The sequence below is a fragment of the Bradyrhizobium sp. LMG 9283 genome (genome assembly GCF_045571415.1).
Taxonomy (GTDB): domain Bacteria; phylum Pseudomonadota; class Alphaproteobacteria; order Rhizobiales; family Xanthobacteraceae; genus Bradyrhizobium.
Genome location: NZ_CP120691.1, coordinates 135,349 through 152,956, shown reverse-complemented (window position 1 = coordinate 152,956; position 17,608 = coordinate 135,349). Strand labels below are relative to the sequence as shown.

Annotated in this window: 18 protein-coding genes and 1 pseudogene; 9 read left to right on the top strand and 10 right to left on the bottom strand. The window is 64.3% G+C overall.

Annotation, left to right across the window (positions count from 1 at the left end):
• Positions 1-28: 28 nt before the first annotated feature.
• Positions 29-304 carry a metal-sensitive transcriptional regulator gene (locus tag P6U29_RS00685; protein WP_122400208.1) on the top strand — a complete coding sequence of 92 codons (276 nt, stop codon included), beginning with the start codon at positions 29-31 and terminating at the stop codon, positions 302-304.
• Between the two features lie 190 nt (positions 305-494).
• Here P6U29_RS00685 and P6U29_RS00680 read toward each other — a convergent pair whose 3' ends face one another.
• The gene (locus tag P6U29_RS00680) at positions 495-1,442 is read right to left on the bottom strand and encodes a YiiX/YebB-like N1pC/P60 family cysteine hydrolase (protein WP_407115867.1); all 948 of its coding nucleotides are present in this window, start codon (positions 1,440-1,442) and stop codon (positions 495-497) included.
• A gap of 191 nt (positions 1,443-1,633) precedes the next feature.
• Here P6U29_RS00680 and P6U29_RS00675 point away from each other — a divergent pair, with 191 nt between their 5' ends.
• On the top strand, positions 1,634-3,022 hold the full coding sequence (locus P6U29_RS00675; protein ID WP_407115866.1) for a flavin monoamine oxidase family protein: 1,389 nt from the start codon (positions 1,634-1,636) through the stop codon (positions 3,020-3,022).
• Between the two features lie 179 nt (positions 3,023-3,201).
• On the opposite strand, the gene P6U29_RS00670 is transcribed toward P6U29_RS00675, so the two are convergent.
• From P6U29_RS00670 to rpmI, 5 genes are all read right to left on the bottom strand, one after another.
• Entirely contained in the window at positions 3,202-3,972 is a 771-nt protein-coding gene (locus tag P6U29_RS00670; RefSeq protein WP_407115865.1) for a sulfite exporter TauE/SafE family protein, read from the bottom strand.
• Positions 3,969-6,377, bottom strand: a complete 2,409-nt coding sequence (gene pheT, locus P6U29_RS00665; RefSeq protein ID WP_407115864.1) for a phenylalanine--tRNA ligase subunit beta — start codon at positions 6,375-6,377, stop codon at positions 3,969-3,971. The genes P6U29_RS00670 and pheT overlap by 4 nt, the downstream gene beginning before the upstream one ends.
• Positions 6,374-7,456: a phenylalanine--tRNA ligase subunit alpha gene (gene pheS / locus P6U29_RS00660; RefSeq protein ID WP_407115863.1), complete on the bottom strand. Its 1,083-nt coding sequence runs from the start codon at positions 7,454-7,456 to the stop codon at positions 6,374-6,376. The genes pheT and pheS overlap by 4 nt, the downstream gene beginning before the upstream one ends.
• A gap of 187 nt (positions 7,457-7,643) precedes the next feature.
• The gene (gene rplT, locus P6U29_RS00655; RefSeq protein ID WP_027550107.1) at positions 7,644-8,003 is read right to left on the bottom strand and encodes a 50S ribosomal protein L20; all 360 of its coding nucleotides are present in this window, start codon (positions 8,001-8,003) and stop codon (positions 7,644-7,646) included.
• Between the two features lie 80 nt (positions 8,004-8,083).
• Positions 8,084-8,284, bottom strand: coding sequence for a 50S ribosomal protein L35 (gene rpmI / locus P6U29_RS00650; RefSeq protein ID WP_008539890.1), 201 nt, complete (start codon positions 8,282-8,284; stop codon positions 8,084-8,086).
• Positions 8,285-8,556: 272 nt separating this feature from the next.
• Between rpmI and P6U29_RS00645 the strand changes: the two genes are divergently transcribed.
• Positions 8,557-8,961 carry a hypothetical protein gene (locus P6U29_RS00645; protein WP_407115862.1) on the top strand — a complete coding sequence of 135 codons (405 nt, stop codon included), beginning with the start codon at positions 8,557-8,559 and terminating at the stop codon, positions 8,959-8,961.
• Positions 8,962-9,025: 64 nt separating this feature from the next.
• Here P6U29_RS00645 and infC read toward each other — a convergent pair whose 3' ends face one another.
• Entirely contained in the window at positions 9,026-9,565 is a 540-nt protein-coding gene (infC, locus tag P6U29_RS00640; RefSeq protein ID WP_027574769.1) for a translation initiation factor IF-3, read from the bottom strand.
• Here infC and P6U29_RS00635 point away from each other — a divergent pair.
• The 4 genes and pseudogenes from P6U29_RS00635 to P6U29_RS00620 all read left to right on the top strand — a co-directional run bounded on the left by P6U29_RS00635 (position 9,470) and on the right by P6U29_RS00620 (position 12,381).
• Positions 9,470-9,697 (top strand): hypothetical protein, encoded by a 228-nt coding sequence (locus P6U29_RS00635; RefSeq protein WP_407119620.1) that lies wholly within the window; start codon positions 9,470-9,472, stop codon positions 9,695-9,697. The two genes, infC and P6U29_RS00635, sit on opposite strands and share 96 nt — an antisense overlap.
• Before the next feature lie 116 nt (positions 9,698-9,813).
• Positions 9,814-10,602: an alpha/beta hydrolase gene (locus tag P6U29_RS00630; RefSeq protein ID WP_407115861.1), complete on the top strand. Its 789-nt coding sequence runs from the start codon at positions 9,814-9,816 to the stop codon at positions 10,600-10,602.
• Between the two features lie 87 nt (positions 10,603-10,689).
• Positions 10,690-11,648, top strand: a pseudogene (locus P6U29_RS00625) (IS5 family transposase).
• A gap of 265 nt (positions 11,649-11,913) precedes the next feature.
• Entirely contained in the window at positions 11,914-12,381 is a 468-nt protein-coding gene (locus tag P6U29_RS00620; RefSeq protein WP_407115860.1) for a nuclear transport factor 2 family protein, read from the top strand.
• Between the two features lie 2 nt (positions 12,382-12,383).
• On the opposite strand, the gene P6U29_RS00615 is transcribed toward P6U29_RS00620, so the two are convergent.
• The 3 genes from P6U29_RS00615 to P6U29_RS00605 all read right to left on the bottom strand — a co-directional run bounded on the left by P6U29_RS00615 (position 12,384) and on the right by P6U29_RS00605 (position 15,211).
• A complete protein-coding gene (locus tag P6U29_RS00615) occupies positions 12,384-13,181 on the bottom strand; it encodes an acyl-CoA thioesterase domain-containing protein (RefSeq protein ID WP_407115859.1) in 798 nt (265 codons plus the stop codon).
• A 213-nt stretch (positions 13,182-13,394) separates the two neighbouring features.
• Complete coding sequence (gene queG, locus P6U29_RS00610) at positions 13,395-14,570, bottom strand: tRNA epoxyqueuosine(34) reductase QueG (protein WP_407115858.1); 1,176 nt, start codon at positions 14,568-14,570, stop codon at positions 13,395-13,397.
• Positions 14,519-15,211 carry a glutathione S-transferase family protein gene (locus P6U29_RS00605; RefSeq protein ID WP_122400198.1) on the bottom strand — a complete coding sequence of 231 codons (693 nt, stop codon included), beginning with the start codon at positions 15,209-15,211 and terminating at the stop codon, positions 14,519-14,521. The genes queG and P6U29_RS00605 overlap by 52 nt, the downstream gene beginning before the upstream one ends.
• A gap of 167 nt (positions 15,212-15,378) precedes the next feature.
• On the opposite strand from P6U29_RS00605, the gene P6U29_RS00600 reads away from it, so the two are divergent.
• Positions 15,379-16,185, top strand: coding sequence for an undecaprenyl-diphosphate phosphatase (locus tag P6U29_RS00600; RefSeq protein WP_407115857.1), 807 nt, complete (start codon positions 15,379-15,381; stop codon positions 16,183-16,185).
• A gap of 94 nt (positions 16,186-16,279) precedes the next feature.
• A complete protein-coding gene (locus P6U29_RS00595; protein ID WP_407115856.1) occupies positions 16,280-17,605 on the top strand; it encodes an FAD-binding oxidoreductase in 1,326 nt (441 codons plus the stop codon).
• Positions 17,606-17,608: the final 3 nt, after the last annotated feature.

The window sequence follows — 17,608 nt, the reverse complement described above, 5'->3', positions numbered from 1 at the left end:
CAATACCCGGTAGGGGTATATAGACCTCATGCGCAAAGACATCAAGACATCCGTCGGAAAACGTCTCGGCCGGATCGAGGGCCAGGTTCGTGGCCTCTCGAAAATGGTAGAGGAAGACCGCTACTGCATCGATATCGTCACGCAAATCTCGGCCGTGCGTGCCGCGCTGCGCCGGGTCGAGGAAGAGATCCTGAAGGATCATGTCGCCCATTGCGTCGAGCACGCCATTGCGAGCGGCGACAAGGCCGATCAGCGCGAGAAGATCGCGGAGCTGATGGCGGTGATCGGACGGGCGGAGCGGTAGGTCTCTACTTCCGTCATTGCGAGGAGCTCTTGCGACGAAGCAATCCAAACTGCCGCGGCGGAGATAGTCTGGATTGCTTCGGTGCGCTCGCAATGACAGTGGAGAGGCGAGCTCGCGCTACATTTACGGCTGTCCTCTGCTTTCGCAGGGACGACAGCGGGGCTTATGCCGCTCTCTCGCGTGCGCGACCTCACCGCCGCGGGCTGTACATCGCGAGCCTCAGCAATGGGACCTGGTCGGAGATGGCTGTATTTGCGGACACATCGACCACGGTCACTTCTTCAGCCGAAATCTCAGCCGGCGTCTCTTCGTCAATCGCTTCAGGAGCAAGCGGCGGCGCACGGAGCGTTTCTGGAAACACACTGAACGTGCCCGCTACCTCCTCGAGCGGCTTCTGCTTGTCGGCCCAGTGCAGGGCGGTGTAGTCGAACCCGTGCACGATGGTGGGTTTGACGACTTCGAAATAGGGCGAGATGTCGAAGTCGCGGGGCATGTAGAGCGAGGAATCGCGGATGTGCAGGATCTCGCGGCGGGCGGCGCGGCTGCCGGCCTTGGTGATCTTCGGCAGGATTGGATAGCGCACGGCGTCGAAGGCCTGCGCGATCAGCGCCGAGCAGATGATCTTGGTCGGATCGCCCGAGCCGATCGCGATCATGCGCCGGCGCCAACGCTGCGGTATCGGCAGCGGGAACAGGTAGCGCATGAGGTCAACGATGTTCTTGGTGTCGTAGCCGAAGCCGATGCGGTTGATGGCATAGCGGCAGACCGTGGTGCGGTCCTCATAGGACAGCCCGACCGGGCGGCAGACGCGGGTGTGATAGGGGAAATATTTCGACAGCGGCGCGGAGGTGACGCCTTCGCCGATATTGGCCTCGATCAGCACATGCGGCTCGCCGTTGGGCTCCGCTGCCCCCTCGATCGGGCCGACATAGAGCGCGGCATGCGACCAGGTCGACTGCGTCAGATATTTGATGATGCCGGAGATGCGGTTGTTGCCCTCGACAAGCAGCACGTCGCCGGGCTCGATGACGCCGCGCAGATGCTCCGGATCGCTCGGCGTGAACGGCTCATAGCCCGGCACCTCCTTCGAGAGGTACGCGGCAATCAGCTTGCCGACTGAATCCAGGACCGTCCCCATGCCGAACTCCCCCACGGCCTTTTCCGGCCGTCTTTTTCCCTTCTCTATCATGATCGAAACGTGTTGCAATTCGGTTCATCACTCTGTGAGCTCAAGCACGATTGATTCACCATGATGGTTGCCGTGCAACATCAGATACGGCAAGGTTCGCAGGCTGTTCCCGTTCGTCGCAAGTCCCCGGAAACCATGACATGACAATCACGCGCCGCGGTTTCCTTTCGGCGTCGGCGGCTTTCGCGGCGATGCCGGTCCTGCGCGCAACCGCCGCACCCCTGCCACGCGAGGTCGACATCGTCGTGATCGGTGCGGGGGCTGCGGGAATTGCCGCGGCGCGGCGCATCATCGCGATGGGCCGTAAGGTCGTCGTGGTGGAAGCGGCAACGCAAGTCGGCGGCCGCTGCATCACGGATAGCACGACCTTCGACATGCCGTTCGACCGCGGCGCGCGCTGGATGCACAATCCCGACACCAACCCGATGATCCGGCTGGCGCGCAGCGTCGGGCTCGACGTGCTGCCGGCGCCATCGGGACAGAAGATGCGTATCGGCCGCCGCAATGCGCGCGCGGGCGAGACCGAGCAGTTCCTGGCGGCGCTGGTGCGCGCCAACCGCGCCATCGACGAGGCCGCGCGCGGCAAGCTGGATACATCCTGCGCGTCCGTGCTGCCCAAGGATCTCGGCGATTGGGCCGGCGCGGCCGAGTTCGTGCTGGGCGCAAGCTTCGCGGGCAAGGACCTGAAGGAGCTGTCCGCGATTGACAAGGGACGCGCGCAGGACCGCAACGCGGCGATCGCCTGCCGCCAGGGCCTCGGCACGCTGATCACCAAACTCGCCGAGCAGGCGCCGGTGGCGCTGTCGACGCCGGCGAGCCGCATCGCCTGGAGCAACCGCGACGTCAGTGTGGAGACGCAAGCCGGCAAGATCGCCGCGCGCGCCGCCATCGTCACGGTCTCGACCAATGTGCTGACATCGGGCGCGATCAAGTTCGCACCCGATATCCCCAAGCGGACGTTGGACGCGGCATCCAAGCTTAGCCTCGGAAGCTACGATCGCATCGTGCTGCAATTGCCGGGCAATCCGCTCGGCCTGTCGCGCGACGACATCCTGATCGAGCAGAGCGATTCGACGCGCACGGCGCTGATGTACGCCAATATCGGCGGCTCGTCGCTGTGCTCGATCGATGTCGGTGGCTCGTTCGGCCGCGATCTCACAGAGCGGGGCGAGAAGGCCATGGTCGCCTTCGCCAAGGAGTGGATCACAAAACTGTTCGGCAGCGAGGCCGCTGCCGCCGTGCAGAAGACCAGCGCGACGCGCTGGAACGCCTCGCCCTTTGTGCTGGGCGCGATGTCGGCGGCTTCGCCGGGCGGTCAGCTCTCGCGAAAAATCCTGAGCGAGCCGATCGGCAACATGTTCCTGGCCGGCGAAGCCACGCACGACACGCTGTGGGGCACCGTCGACGGCGCCTGGGAAAGCGGCGAGCGCGCGGCAGACGCAGCCTTGCGCAAGATCGGCGCGCTGAAGGACGAGCCCGCCGACGTGCCGACGCAGTCGACGAGGAAGCGCAGGGCGCCGCGGCAGTAGGGCAATCAAGCGGCGACACATTCCGCTGTCGTCCCGGACAAGCGCGCCCTAAGGCGCGCAGATCCGGGACCCATAACCACAGGGCTGGTTTGGCGAAGACACGGATTTACCACCTTGCCCGATAACTTCTCCCTGGAGTTATGGGTCCCCGCGTTCGCGGGAACGACCCGTGGAGAGTGTTACCGCAATACCCCGTCCAGCGCTGGCAGCCCCGCAATCACCGCCAGCGCGATCAGCGCATAGCAGATTCCGCGAAATACCTTTTCGCTTGCGCGCCCGAACAGCGAAGCACCGAACGCGACCCCGAGCGCGTAGACGGGGCCGACGATCAGCGAGAGCACCAGCGATTCGCGACTGATCAAACCCGTTGTCGCATAGCTGACCATCGAGAAGAAATCGGACGCGCCGAAGAACAGTACGATGTTGGCGCGCGCGACGATCGGGGCGATCGGACGGCCGAGCCAGTAGCCGATGATCGGCGGGCCGCCGGTCTGCGCGAGGCCGCTGCAGAAGCCGGAGAGGCCGCCGATGCCGACCGAAAGCCAGGCGTGGTCCTTGCCGCGATAGCGCCAGCCCGACAGCAGCAGAAGCAACAGCGCTGCGACGAAGCAGGAGATGATCCAGCGCGTGGTGACGGGCTCGAGCACACTGAGGAAGTATGTGCCGGCGGGCACGCCGATCAGGGCGCCCAGCACGATCACGGCCGTGGCCTTACGGTCCGCCTTGCGCCATGCGTCAGGCAGCAGCGGCGCGGCCGCGACGAAATCGATCACGAGCAGCAAGGCGGCAACGAGCCGCGGCGCCGCGATGCTGCTCGCCAGCGGCATGAAGATCAGCGCCGAGCCGAAGCCGGAGAAGCCGCGGGCAGTGCCCGAAACGAAAGCGACGGCGCAGAGCGCCATCGCAATGGTGAGGCTGACGTCCTTCGGGAGAAAGTCGGCGAGACTCATCCCCGCAAGGTGCCGCCGGTCTTCTTCGTGACCTCGGCCACGATCTTGGCGCCGACGGCCTCGATCTCCTGGTCCGTCAGCGTCTTCTCACGCGGCTGGAGCGTCACCGCGATCGCGATCGACTTCTTGCCGTCATCGATGCCCTTGCCCTCGTAGACGTCGAAGACGTTGACACCGGTGATCAGCTTCTTGTCGACGCCTTGCGCGGCACGGACGATGTCGCCGGCCTTCACCGTGCGCTCAACGATGAAGGCGAAGTCGCGCGTAACAGGCTGGAACGCCGAGAGCTCGATCAGTGGCTTGGCGCGGGTCGGCTTCTTCTTCGCCTCCGGGATGCGGTCGAGGATCACCTCGAACACCATCAACGGACCGTCGGCGCCGAGCGCCTCGAGCGCACGGGGATGTACCTCGCCGAAATAGCCGAGCACGTTCTGCGGCCCGATCTGGATTGTGCCGGAGCGCCCCGGATGCAGCCAGCCGGGACTGCCGGAAACGATCTGCAGCGCCTGCATCGGCGCGCCGGCCGCAGCCAGCACCGCCAGCGCATCGGCCTTGGCGTCGAACACGTCAGCCTGCGCCGAACCGGACCAGTGCCGTCCGAGACCTTCGGACGAGGCAAAGCCGCGGCGCACGCCGCTCGCCGCCATGAATTGATCCTGCGGGCGATCACCCTTGAACACCTGACCGACCTCGAACAGTGCGACATCGCCGAAGCCGCGATCGGCATTGGCCTGCGCGGCCGCGATCAGGCCCGCGAGCAGGGTCGGGCGCATGTCGGAGAGATCAGAGGCGATCGGGTTGGCGACTTCGAGCTCGCGCTGTCCGCCGCCGAACAATGTTGCCGCGGGTTTTGCGATGAACGACCACGTCACGGCCTCGACCATGCCGCGGCTCGCCAGCGCACGCCGGGCGCGGCGGGTGCGCAGCTGCAGCGGGGTCAACACGGACTTGCGCGCGTCCTCGCCGCGCTCGAATGGCGTCTCCGGCACCTTGTCCACGCCGAAGATGCGCACGATCTCCTCGACGATATCGGCCTTGCCGTGCACGTCGGTGCGCCAGGAGGGGACTGCGACCTTCACCACCGGACCCGGGCCGGCCATCATGAAGCCAAGATGGGTCAGGATGCGCTTCATCTCCGGCTGCGGCACCTCGATGCCGGAGAGCCGCTTGACCTCGGTGACCGGGAATTCGATCACGCGATCGTCGCCGAAGGATTTGCCGACCACGACGGTTTCGGACGGCGTGCCGCCGCAGATCTCCATCACCAGCTTGGTCGCGAGCTCGAGGCCGGGCACCATGAAGGCAGGATCGACGCCGCGCTCGAAGCGGTAGCGCGCATCGGAATTGATGCCGAGCTTGCGGCCGGTCTGGGCGATGTTGATCTCGTTCCACAGCGCCGATTCGATCAGCACGTCGGTGGTGTTCTCGTCGCAGCCCGAAGCCTCGCCGCCCATGATGCCGGCGAGCGATTCGACGCCGTGCTCGTCCGCGATCACGCAGATATTGGGATCGAGATTGTAGGTGCGGCCGTCGAGCGCCAGCAGGCTCTCGCCGTCGCGGGCGCGGCGCACGACGAGATTGCCCCTCACCTTCTTGGCGTCGAACACGTGCAGCGGCCGCGCGCGGTCGAAGGTCATGAAGTTGGTGATGTCGACCAGCGCGTTGATCGGGCGCAGCCCGATCGCGGTCAGCCGCTTCTGCAGCCATTCCGGCGAAGGCCCGTTCTTGACGCCGCGCACGAGGCGCAGTGCGAAGCCTGGACACAGCGTGGAATCCTCGACAGTGACCTTCACCGGGCACGGGAATTCGCCCTTGATCGGCTTGATCGTCGGGTCCTTGAACTTGCCCATGTCGGCGGCGGCGAGATCGCGCGCGATGCCGTGCACGCCGGTGCAGTCCTGGCGGTTCGGCGTCAAATTGATCTCGACCACGGGATCGCCGAGGCCGGCCCATTCGGCGTAAGCCGCGCCGATCGGTGCATCCGCCGGCAATTCCATGATGCCGTCATGGTCGTTGGAGATCTGCAGCTCAGCCGCCGAGCACAGCATCCCGCGGCTCTCGACGCCGCGGATGGTGCCGACGCCGAGCGTGATGTCCTTGCCGGGAATGTAGGTGCCGGGCGGCGAGAACACGCTGACGAGCCCAGCCCGCGCATTCGGCGCGCCGCACACGACCTGCACCGGCGCACCACCGTCGCCGGTGTCGACCATGCAGACCCGCAGGCGATCCGCATTCGGATGCTGCTCGGCCGAGATCACCTTTGCAATGGTGAACGGCTTGAGCGCCTTCGCCTTGTCCTTGATGTTCTCGACCTCGAGCCCGATCATGGTGAGCTTGTCGGCGAGCTTTTCGAGCGGCTCGTCGGTGTCGAGATGGTCCTTCAGCCAGGAGAGGGTGAATTTCACGAGCTCAGCCCTCCGGCAAGCGTTGGCACTTCGAGCGGCTTGAAGCCGTAATGGGACAGCCAGCGGACGTCGCTGTCGAACAGCTGGCGCAGGTCGGCGATGCCGTATTTCAGCATGGCGATGCGGTCGATGCCCATGCCCCAGGCAAAACCCTGGTACTCGTCGGGATCGATGCCGCAGGCGCGCAACACGTTCGGATGCACCATGCCGCAGCCGAGGATCTCGAGCCAGTCCTCGCCCTCGCCGAAGCGGATCTCGCCCTTGTCGCGGCGGCACTGGATATCGACTTCCAGCGACGGCTCGGTGAACGGGAAGAACGACGGGCGGAAGCGCATGTTGATGTGGTCGACCTCGAAGAACGCCTTGCAGAACTCGTGCAGGATCCATTTGAGGTGGCCGAGATGCGAGGTCTTGTCGATGACGAGGCCTTCGACCTGGTGGAATTGCGGCGTGTGGGTCGCGTCCGAATCGATGCGATAGGTGCGGCCCGGGCAGATCACCCGGATCGGCGGCTTTTGGCTCAGCATGGTGCGCACCTGCACCGGTGAGGTGTGAGTTCTGAGCAGCATGCGCGAGCCGTCCTCCTTCGGATGGAAGAAGAACGTGTCGTGCATCTCGCGCGCCGGATGGCCTTCCGGGAAATTCAGTTTTGTGAAGTTGTAATCATCGGTCTCGATGTCAGGGCCTTCGGCCACCGAGAATCCCATGTCGGCGAAGATGGTGGTCAGCTCGTCCCAGACCTGGCTCAGCGGATGGATGCGGCCGGCCTCCGCTGCGGCGTCGCGCAGCGGCAGCGTGACATCGACGGTCTCGGAGGCGAGCCGGGCCTCGAGCGCCGCCGACTTCAGCACGTCGCGTCGCGCGGCAAGCGCCTGGCCGACTTCGTCCTTGGCCTGGTTGATCGCGGCGCCTTGCGTCTTGCGCTCGTCCGGCGACATCTTGCCGAGGGTGGCGAGGAGCGCCGAGATCGAGCCCTTCTTGCCGAGGGCTGCAACACGCACGGCTTCCAACGCGGCCTCGTCTGAGGCGGCGGCGATGTCGGCGATGATCTGGGCTTGGAGCTGGACAAGATCGGTCATGGCAATCCCTTTTGGCCAGGATGCTGAGCCGATGATCCTAGCCCGTCACGCCCGGCATTGTGCCGGACATCCACGTCGGAGAAGTGTATTGGCGCGACAGGTGACGGCCGGGGCCGTAAAGCGCGAGACGCGCCCCTGCCCGGGCCATCACAAGCTGAATGCTGCGCAGAGCACAGTGGAAGACGGCTTACGCCGCCAGCGCGGCCTTGGCCTTCTCGGCGATCGCCTGGAACGCGGCGGGCTCGCGGATCGCGAGATCCGACAGCACCTTGCGGTCCACGGTGATGCCCGACTTGGCAAGGCCGTCGATAAATCGGCTGTAGGTCAGGCCGAACGGACGGACGGCAGCGTTGAGGCGCTGGATCCAGAGCGCGCGGAAAGTGCGCTTGCGACGCTTGCGGTCGCGGAAGGCGTATTGCTGGGCCTTCTCCACGGCCGGCTTGGCGGCGCGGATGGTGTTCTTGCGGCGGCCGTAGAAACCCTTGGCGGCCTTGTAGACCTTCTTGTGCTTGGCGTGGGCGGTCACACCGCGTTTGACGCGAGACATGACGAAATCCTTCAGAGATGACTTTGGTTATCGGATTGCCGCGGGATGCGCGGCGCGGCTGGCAGTGATCGTGGACGCGATCAAGCGTTCGGCAAGAAGTACTTCTTGACGTTGTCGCCGTCGGTCTTGAACAGCACGCGGGTGCCGCGGAGCTGACGGATCTGTTTCTTCGTCCGCTTGATCATGCCGTGGCGCTTGCCGCGCTGGGCGTGCATCACTTTGCCGGTGGCAGTCACCTTGAAGCGCTTTTTAGCGCCCGATTTGGTCTTCAGCTTGGGCATTTGGCTCTCCTAATGGCCATAGAGATCCGCCCGCGAAGGCGGCTGGCCGTCAAAAATGCTCGTTAGAGCGTTGATTGTGCTCAGGTTTTACGAACAAGCGCGAAACCCGCACGAAACACCGCCACGGCAGCCCTTAATCAGCCGGGCGATGAAGGCTGGGCTTATGACAGAGGACAAGCCAATTGGCAACGATGAACCACCGAAACCTGCCCGCCGACTATTGGAGGTTGCCACCCCTCGTGTCCAAGCCTTGTGCCTGAAGCAGGACCAAAATGGCCCATTTCCCGCAATTTCTCTCTTCGCTGGTGAATTTCGCCCGCCCGCGCCATCTGGCGCTGTTCGCCGTGCTCGCCACGGCTGCGCTGCCACAGACCGCCGACGCCCGCGCTGGCGGCTATGACGGCATCTGGAACGTCACCTTCGCCACCACCCGCGGCAATTGCAGCTCGGGCTACAGCGTTCCCTTCACCGTGACCGGCAACCGCGTCTCGTCCGCCGGCGGCGGCCGGGTCTCGGGCCGGGTCAACCGCTCCGGCGCGGTTGCGGTCCAGGTTTCGGTCGGTGCCTCCCATGCCAGCGGCGGCGGCCGGCTCGCCGGCCTGAACGGCGCCGGTTCATGGAAGGGCATCATCTCCGGCGACCAGTGCAGCGGCACCTGGCAGGCGACGCGGACCTGACACACAAACGGCCCGCCGGAGATCCGGACGGGCCGTTGAATTCTCAGTCCCAAAGCGCTTCGCGTCAGCGCGGCGCCAGCACCATGACGACTTGGCGACCTTCGAACCGCGCGTCCTGCTCGACCTTGGCGAGCTCGGCGACGTCGGTCTTGATCTTGTCCAAAAGCTTGGTGCCGATCTCCTGGTGCGCCATTTCGCGGCCACGATAGCGCAGCGTGATCTTGACCTTGTCGCCCTCTTCGAAGAACCGCTGCATTGCGCGCATCTTCACGTCGTAATCGTGGTCGTCGATCATCGGGCGGAGCTTGATCTCCTTGATCTCGACGGTCTTCTGCCGCTTACGGGCTTCCGCGGCTTTCTTCTGCGCGGAATACTTGTACTTCCCGTAGTCCATGATCTTGCAGACGGGAGGGCTGGTGTTCGGCGAAATCTCGACCAGATCCATGCCGACTTCCTGAGCCATCCGGATGGCGACGACGGTCTCGACCGTGCCTTTGTTCTCACCGGTTTGGTCGATCAGCTGGATCTGCGCATTGCGGATATCATCATTGATGCGTGGCCCGTCTTTGCTGGCAGCGGGCGGAGCTTTATTAGGACGGCGAATGGGTGGTTCTCCAAAGTTGTGAAGGAAGCGGCTATTTTGAAGGAAGATGCGTTTGCCGGCAAGCAAGTCGCTCGTGCGAAACGCGAAAAACCCTCAAATGCGAGGCATTTTGGTCACGCCTGGGCACGCTGACGACATAGACACCTTGCTTCTGTTCCGCAAGCGTCCCAAAGGGCCAATGCCGCCACCGAATTGAGCTGCGGGACGCGTCCAAACAGCTCAAACCGCACAGCCAGAGTAAACGTTCCATGACCGATATAATTCCTGATGCCATGCTCGACTTCATCGATGTGGGCGAGGGCCTGTCCGCACGCAGCATCGCGGTCCGCAGTCGGCGTGGACAGGGACCCGGACTGGTCTGGCTCGGCGGATTCAAATCGGACATGCAGGGCAGCAAGGCCTTGGCGCTGGACGCCTGGGCGCGGGATCACGGCCGCGCAATGGTCCGGTTCGACTATTCCGGCCACGGCGAATCCGGCGGCGACTTCGCCGACGGAACCATCGGACGGTGGCTGGATGAAAGCGTCGCGGTGTTCGAGCGGTTTTGCGACGGCCCGCAAGTTCTGATCGGCTCGTCCATGGGCGGCTGGATGGCGCTGCTGCTCGCGCGCGAGATCAAGAAGCGTCCTGGCAAGGCGTCGCTGGCCGGGCTCGTGCTGATCGCGCCCGCGCCCGACTTCACCGAGGAGCTGATGTGGAAGAATTTCTCGCCCGCGGTGAAGAAGGAGATCGAGACCAAAGGCGTCTGGCTTCGACCATCCGAGTATGGCGACGGCTCACCCTATCCGATCACGCGGAACCTGATCGAGGAGGGGCGCAATCACCTCGTGCTCGGCAGCGCCATCGATCTCGGATGCCCCGTCCGCATTCTGCAAGGCGCGCAGGATCCTGACGTGCCGTGGCAGCACGCGTTTGCGCTGACGCATCGCCTTCCGGCCGACGACGTCGTGCTTACCATGATCCAGGACGGCGATCATCGCTTGTCGCGCCCGCAGGACATCGCGCGCATTCTTGCCGCGGTCGCCGAGATCGGGTGAGATTGTTCTTCTTCCTTCTCCCCTTGTGGGCCTGTTGCGTAATTCGCCAGTTGTGATTCCCTAGGGCAGAGCCTTGGGGGAAATGAAATGGCGGTTAAACGGACGGGGCAGCCGAGCTTTGTGGATGCGCTGATGCCGAAGGGGCCGGCGCCAATGCGGCGCTGGATCGGCTGGCTGGCCTCGTCAAATGGTACCGGTTCGAGAAGCTGATCGGCCATTTGCGGGATGAAGGGGGGCCCGGTCGTCCAGGCTATCCGGTGCTCGTACTGTTTCGCGCGGTGCTGTTGCAGTCGCTCTATGGTCTTTCGGAACGCGAACTCGAGGAAGCGCTGGCCGACCGGTTGTCGTTCAAGCGCTTTGTCGGTTTGAGCCTTGAGGATGCGACGCCCGATCATACGGTCCTGAACCGCTTCCGGAACCAGCTCGTTGAACAAGGCTTGTTGGAGAAGCTGTTTGGCGAACTGGATCGCCAGCTTGAGAATGCTGGCGTCATCCTCAAGCGCGGCACGATGCTGGATGCGACCTTGATCCAGGCGGTGTCAGCCCCTCCGAAGGAGGATCGTCCCTCAAACGATCCTGACGCCCGCTTCACCAAGCGGCAGGGCAAGAGCGGCTCGACCTTCGGGTACAAGGCGCACATGGGCGTCGATGAAGGCTCCGGCCTGATCCGCACGGTGCTGACCACGCCTGCCAACGTCAACGACACGACACCGGCAGACACCTTGATCCGCGGCGATGAAGCCGCGGTGTGGGCCGATGCGGCCTATGACACCCATGCCCGACGGGCCCGGTTGAAGGCGGAGGGCAAGAAGCCCCGCATCGCCCGTCGTCCTAACAGGCATCATCCGGAACTGCCGCCTCGGCTCAAACGCTACAACCTCCTCATCGCGCGCCGACGAGCCCAGGTCGAGACCACCTTCGCCACTCTCAAGCGCCGCATGCGACTGACCTGCATCCGCTACGTCGGCCTGATGAAGGCAAGCGGGCAGATCCTGCTCGCCTCGATCGCCTTCAACATGAGGCGGTGGGCCACGATCGCGGCCTGAGCCGCCCGCCGAGGCGACAACGACAGATTTGGCCGGCAATTGCCGTGACCGCAGCGTCTCTCCTGACGTCCTCAGCCTCGAAAGCCGATAACGCAACAGGCCCCTTGTGGGAGAAGGTGGGAAGCGCCGGATGAGGGGTTCTCTCCTTGCGTCCGAATGAGAGTTGGACTCGCGGAAGCAACCCCGCACCCGTGTGAACGCGTGTCCACGAGCGGAGCTGCCCTCTGCCACGAGGGAGAGGGCACAACATCCGGAGGCAACTCCAATGACCACCACCGCCATGCTGCGCGCCTTCTGCGACGCGGTCGAGCAGCGCAACGGCCGCACCTTCGCCGAGCTGTTCACCGAGGACGGTGTTTATCACGACGTGTTCTACGGCGCCTTTGCCGGTCGCGAGAACATCGCTGCGATGATCGACGACTGGTTCTATCGCACGGCGACCGATTTCCGCTGGGACATGCACGACCCCGTCACCGACGGCACCACGCTCTATGCGCGCTACACCTTCAGCTACAAATCAACCCTGCCGGAAGCGAACGGCGCGCGGGCGATGTTCGAGGGCGTTGCCATCATGACGCTGCGTGACGGCAAGATCGCGAGCTATCACGAGGTTGCCAATACTGCGCCGGCGTTCGTCGATTTGAAGTTCGCACCGGAAAGAATTGCGAAGATCGTCGCCAAACAGGGCGCCGAGCTGAAGGCGCGGCCGGAGATGCGGCGGCATCTGGCGTAGAACTACCGCTTCGACGGATTCACCATCGGCTTGCGCTGCGCCAGCGCCGCGACTGTCGCGGTGCCGATCGGGCCCTGCTCGTCATAGAGCCAGCATTCGCCGATCGCGACGCCGTCGGTGGCCTGGTGGTTCACCACCTCGAAGCCGATCCACTGCGTCACCGGCAGGCGGTGCAGATAGATCGTGACGTCGCTGTTGATGTAGCCGAGCCCTTTGTCGCCCGCGTTGGCAAACGGGCTGGCGAAATCGGCCCCAACGGCGACATGGACGAACGGCGTCATCGTAACGCCCGCGACGAGCTCGCGCACCTCGCTCATCCACAGCCGGCGCGGACCGAGCGAGCCCATATGGCCGACAATGGGGCGCGTGGTCCATTTGCCGTTCATGCCGAGCCGGGGATCGGTCGGTTTCGGAATGTCTGATGGCTTCGGCACGTCCCAGTTCGGCGGCGACCAGACATTGCCATCCGGATTCTGCGTCTTGCGCAGCAACTGGCACGAGGCGCGCGCCATGCTGACGCTGCCGGAAAAGAACTCCGCTTCGACCACGCGGATGCGCATTCCGTCGCGCACGAGCCGCGTCGTCACCTCGATCGGCTTGTCGATGGTCGGCAGCCGAAACATGTCGACGGTGAGCCGCGCCGGCACGAAGTCGGGGCCGGAATGGCGCTCCTCGATGGCGAAGCCGAGCAGGCCGACGATGACACGACCGTGCAGCGATGTCGGATCCCATGGACCATTGGCCACTTCCGTCGGATGGAATGTATCGCCGTCGCGCGTGAAGAAAGGCATGTTTGTCATGACGGGCGAGATTGAAGAAACTCGTGGGGAAATCAAGATGCCCGATACTCATGCTGATGAGGTGCGTTGGTCAGGGGCGGAGTACGTATCTCCACACTCCGCATCGCCCGACTTAAATCGGACGATCCAGTATTCCAGAGGCCGCCGTGCTCGAGCCGAGAAGCCGCGGCGTACTGGATGCCCCGGTCAAGCCGGGGGCATGACAGCGGTAGGTTAGGAGGCGAGCTGCCACTCCTCACGCACGCTCTCGTCGTGTTCGTGCGCGATCGCGCTCGTTCTGATCGCGTCAAACTCCTCCCGCGACACCAACTGCGCCAGCGCCCACACCGCAGCTCCGCGCACCAGCGGGTTTGCATCATCCAGCAATCGCCGCGCCTCTTCCGCCAGGACCATCTCGCCCGAGTTGCCAATCGCAATCAGCACGTTGCGCAGGAACCGGTCGCGACCGATGCGCTTGACCGGTGATTTCGTGAACAGCGCACGGAATGCGGCATCGTCGAGCCGCGCGAGTTCGGCGAGCCCAGGCGCGCGCAATTCGTCGCGCGCGGCGAGCTTTGCCTCACGCCCCTCCTGCGCAAACTTGTTCCACGGACAGGCCGCGAGGCAATCATCGCAGCCATAGATGCGATTACCGATCGCCTTGCGGAATTCCTGCGGGATCGGCCCCTTGTTCTCGATGGTGAGATAGGAGATGCAGCGCCGCGCATCGAGCTTGTAGGGCGCGGGGAACGCCGCCGTCGGACAGATGTCGAGACAGGCCCGGCACGAGCCGCAATGATCGATCTCCGCATCGTCGCGCGGGAGCTCAAGCGTGGTGTAGATCGCGCCGAGAAACAGCCACGAGCCGAACTCGCGCGAGACCAGATTGGTGTGCTTGCCCTGCCAGCCGAGATGCGCGGCCTGCGCCAGCGGCTTTTCCATCACCGCCGCGGTGTCGACGAACACCTTCACCTCGCTCGGGGCGGTCGCGACCAGCCAGCGTGCCAGCGCCTTCAGCCGCTTCTTGATGAGATCGTGATAGTCGTCGCCCTGCGCATAGACCGAGATCGCCGCGCGCGTGCGCTGCTTCAGGATCGCCAGCGGATCCTGGTCGGGGCCGTAATTGACGCCGAGCATGATCACGCTGCGAACGTCCTGCCACAGCCCGCGCGGATCGACTCGGCGCTCAGGGCTTGCGGCGAGCCAGTCCATGTCGCCATGGCCGCCTGAGGCGATGAATTCGAGGAAGTGTTTCCCGGCGCTCTCGATCGTGCCCGGCGCGGTGATGCCGATGCAGTCGAAGCCGAGCGCGCGCGCCTCGCGTTCGAGCGCCGCCTTCAGTTCAGTCGGATCGGAGTTCAGAAATCCAGGTCCACGTAGGTCCGCGACGCCGGCACGCCGGCCAGCCATTCGCTCAGCAGCGGACGGAACGACGGGCGGGATTTCACCCGCGCGTACCACGCCTTTGCTGCGTCGTCCTCGCTCCATGGCACGTCGCCCAGATAGTCGATCGCCGAAAGATGCGCCGCGGCGGCGAGATCCGCGTAAGTGAGCCGGTCGCCGGCGAGGAAATTGCGCGTCTGCGCCAGCCAGCCGATATAGGCCAGATGATAGCGCACATTGGCTTTCGCTGCGCGCATCACGTCGGCCGAAGGCGGGCCGCCGCCGTTCTCCTCGCTCATGAAACGCTTGTAGATGCGTTCGGTGACGAGAGGGTGCGAGACCTCCTCGAAGAACTTCTCGTTGAACCAAGCCATCAGCCGGCGCACCTCGACGCGCTCGAAGGTCGTCTCCGGCATCAGCCGCTTGGGTCCCATCCCGGCGCCATAGGCCTCGTCGACATATTCGGCGATGATGGCCGCGCCCGGGATCGGCGGCTGCTCCTCGTCCACCAGAACGGGCGTCGTGCCCGCCGCATTGAGCAGCAGAAACGCCTCGCGCCGTTCCCAGCTGCGCTCTTCGACCAGCTTGAGGTCGAGCCCGTATTCGCCCGCGATCAGGCGGATGAAGCGCGAATGCGGACAGAACGGATGATGAAACAGCGTAAACATGAAGCCTGACTATTTGATGGTGCTTAAGAATCCATCAATGTTTGTGCGGCGCCACACTAGTCCTTCAAAACCGCGAAGCAAGGGCGTGATGTCGCATTTTGCGATTGCAGCATTGGGGGGAATAGGCGAGAAGAGCCCCGCTTTTCCAGCCGAAATGGACCGTAAATATGTCAGACGCAATACGGGCAGTGATCCTCGGCATCATCGAGGGTGTGACCGAGTTCCTTCCCGTATCCTCGACCGGCCACCTCTTGCTCGCCGAGCGCTTCTTCCATCTCGGCGAAGGCGCGTTCTGGGATTCGTTTACGGTTCTGATCCAGCTGGGTGCGATCCTCGCGATCGTCGGGCTGTATTTCAGAAAGCTCTGGGACGTCGCGATCGGGATGTTCACGGGCGATGCCTATGCGCGCCGTTTCGTGATCGGCGTGCTGGTGGCGTTCCTCCCGGCCGTGATCGTCGGCCTGGTCGCCGGCAAGTACATCAAGAGCCTGCTGTTCAATCCCTGGGTCGTCTGCTTCACGCTGATCGTCGGCGGCGCCATCCTGCTCTGGGTCGACAGGCTCGAGCTCAAGCCGCGCGAGTATGACGCCACCAAATTTCCGCTGCTGATGTATCTCTATATCGGCATCGCGCAGTGCGTGGCGATGATCCCGGGCGTGTCGCGCTCCGGCGCCAGCATCGTCGCTGCGATGCTCCTGGGGGCCGACAAGCGCGCGGCGGCGGAGTTCTCGTTCTTTCTCGCCATCCCCACCATGATCGGCGCGTTCGCCTACGACTTCTACAAAAACCGCGCCGAGATGACGATGGACCACATGAACATCGTCGCGATCGGCTTCGTGGTCTCGTTCATCACCGCGGTCATCGTGGTGAAGACGTTTTTGACATACGTCACCCGCCACGGCTTCACGCTGTTCGCCTGGTGGCGCGTCATCGTCGGCACGCTCGGTCTGATCGCGCTGGCGCTTGGCCGTTAAGTTTTAGGGCCCTGGCCTTCAACGCAATATAAGCTTTTGGCCGTTACTCAGTTTCCGATGCCGGACGGCGCGCGTCCGGCACAGGAGCTGAACCATGACCCTCGTCAGCGGCTGGGGGCGCTTCCCGGTCGTCGATACCGAGATGCTGCGGCCGCGCTCGTTCGCGACGGTTGCTGATGCCATCGTGTCCGGCACCGTGGCGCGCGGCAATGGCCGCGCCTATGGCGATGCCGCGATCGGTGCCGTCAGGACCGTGACGATGACGGGGTTCGACCGGGTCAGGTCGTTCGATCCGGCGACCGGGCGCATCCGTCTCGAGGCCGGCATGCTGCTCTCGGACTTGATCGATACATTCGGACCGCGCGGCTTCCTGCCCTTCGTCGTGCCCGGCACGCGTTTCGTTTCGATCGGCGGCGCCATCGCGGCCGACGTGCACGGCAAGAACCATCATTGCGAAGGCGGCTTCGGCCGCTATGTCGACAGCATCCTGCTGCGCACGGGCCGGGGCGAGACCATTGAGGTCTCGCGCGCGCAGAATTCCGATGCGTTCTTTGCGACCGTCGGCGGCATGGGCCTGACCGGGGTAATCCTCGAAGCGACCTTGCGGCTGCGCAAGGTCGAAACAGGGTGGATCCGCGAGCGCGTGATCTCGGCATCCGATCTCGACGCCGCGATGCGCGCGCTCGATGCGGGCGATGCCGCGACCTATTCGGTGGCGTGGATCGATTGTATCGCGCGCGGCAAGGATCTCGGCCGTTCGCTGATCTATCTCGGCGAGCACGCACGCAGAGACGAACTCGCCGGCGGCGCCGCTGCATTTCCGGCCGGCAAGGATCCCGGCCTCCGCGTACCCATCGATCTGCCCTCGATGACGCTGAACCGCTTCAGCATCCGCGCCTTCAACGAGCTGTACTACCGCATGGGCGCGCGCCGCGCCGGCGGCAGTCATGTGGTCTCGCTCTATCCCTATTTCTTTCCGCTCGACAGCCTCGCGGATTGGAATCGCATCTATGGCAAGCGCGGTTTCCTGCAGCACCAATGCGTGATCCCGGAAAACGGTGCGCGCGACGTGCTCGGCGACATCCTCGATCGCGTCGCAAAGCGTGGCGATGCCTCCTTCCTCGCGGTGCTCAAGAAGCTCGGGCAGGGCGACGGCCTCCTGTCGTTTCCGCTGCCAGGTTACACGCTGGCGCTGGATTTCCCCGTGAAGGGCGACATCCTGAGCTTCCTCGACGAGATCGACCGTCTGGTCGTCGCTGCCGGCGGCCGGCTTTATCTTGCCAAGGACGCGCGCCAGTCGCGCGCAACGTTCGAGGCGGGTTATCCTGCTCTGTCGCGCTTCAACGCGATCCGCAAATCGCTCGATCCTGCAGGCAACATCCGCTCGAAGCTTTCACAACGTCTGTTTGATGAGGTCTAGGCC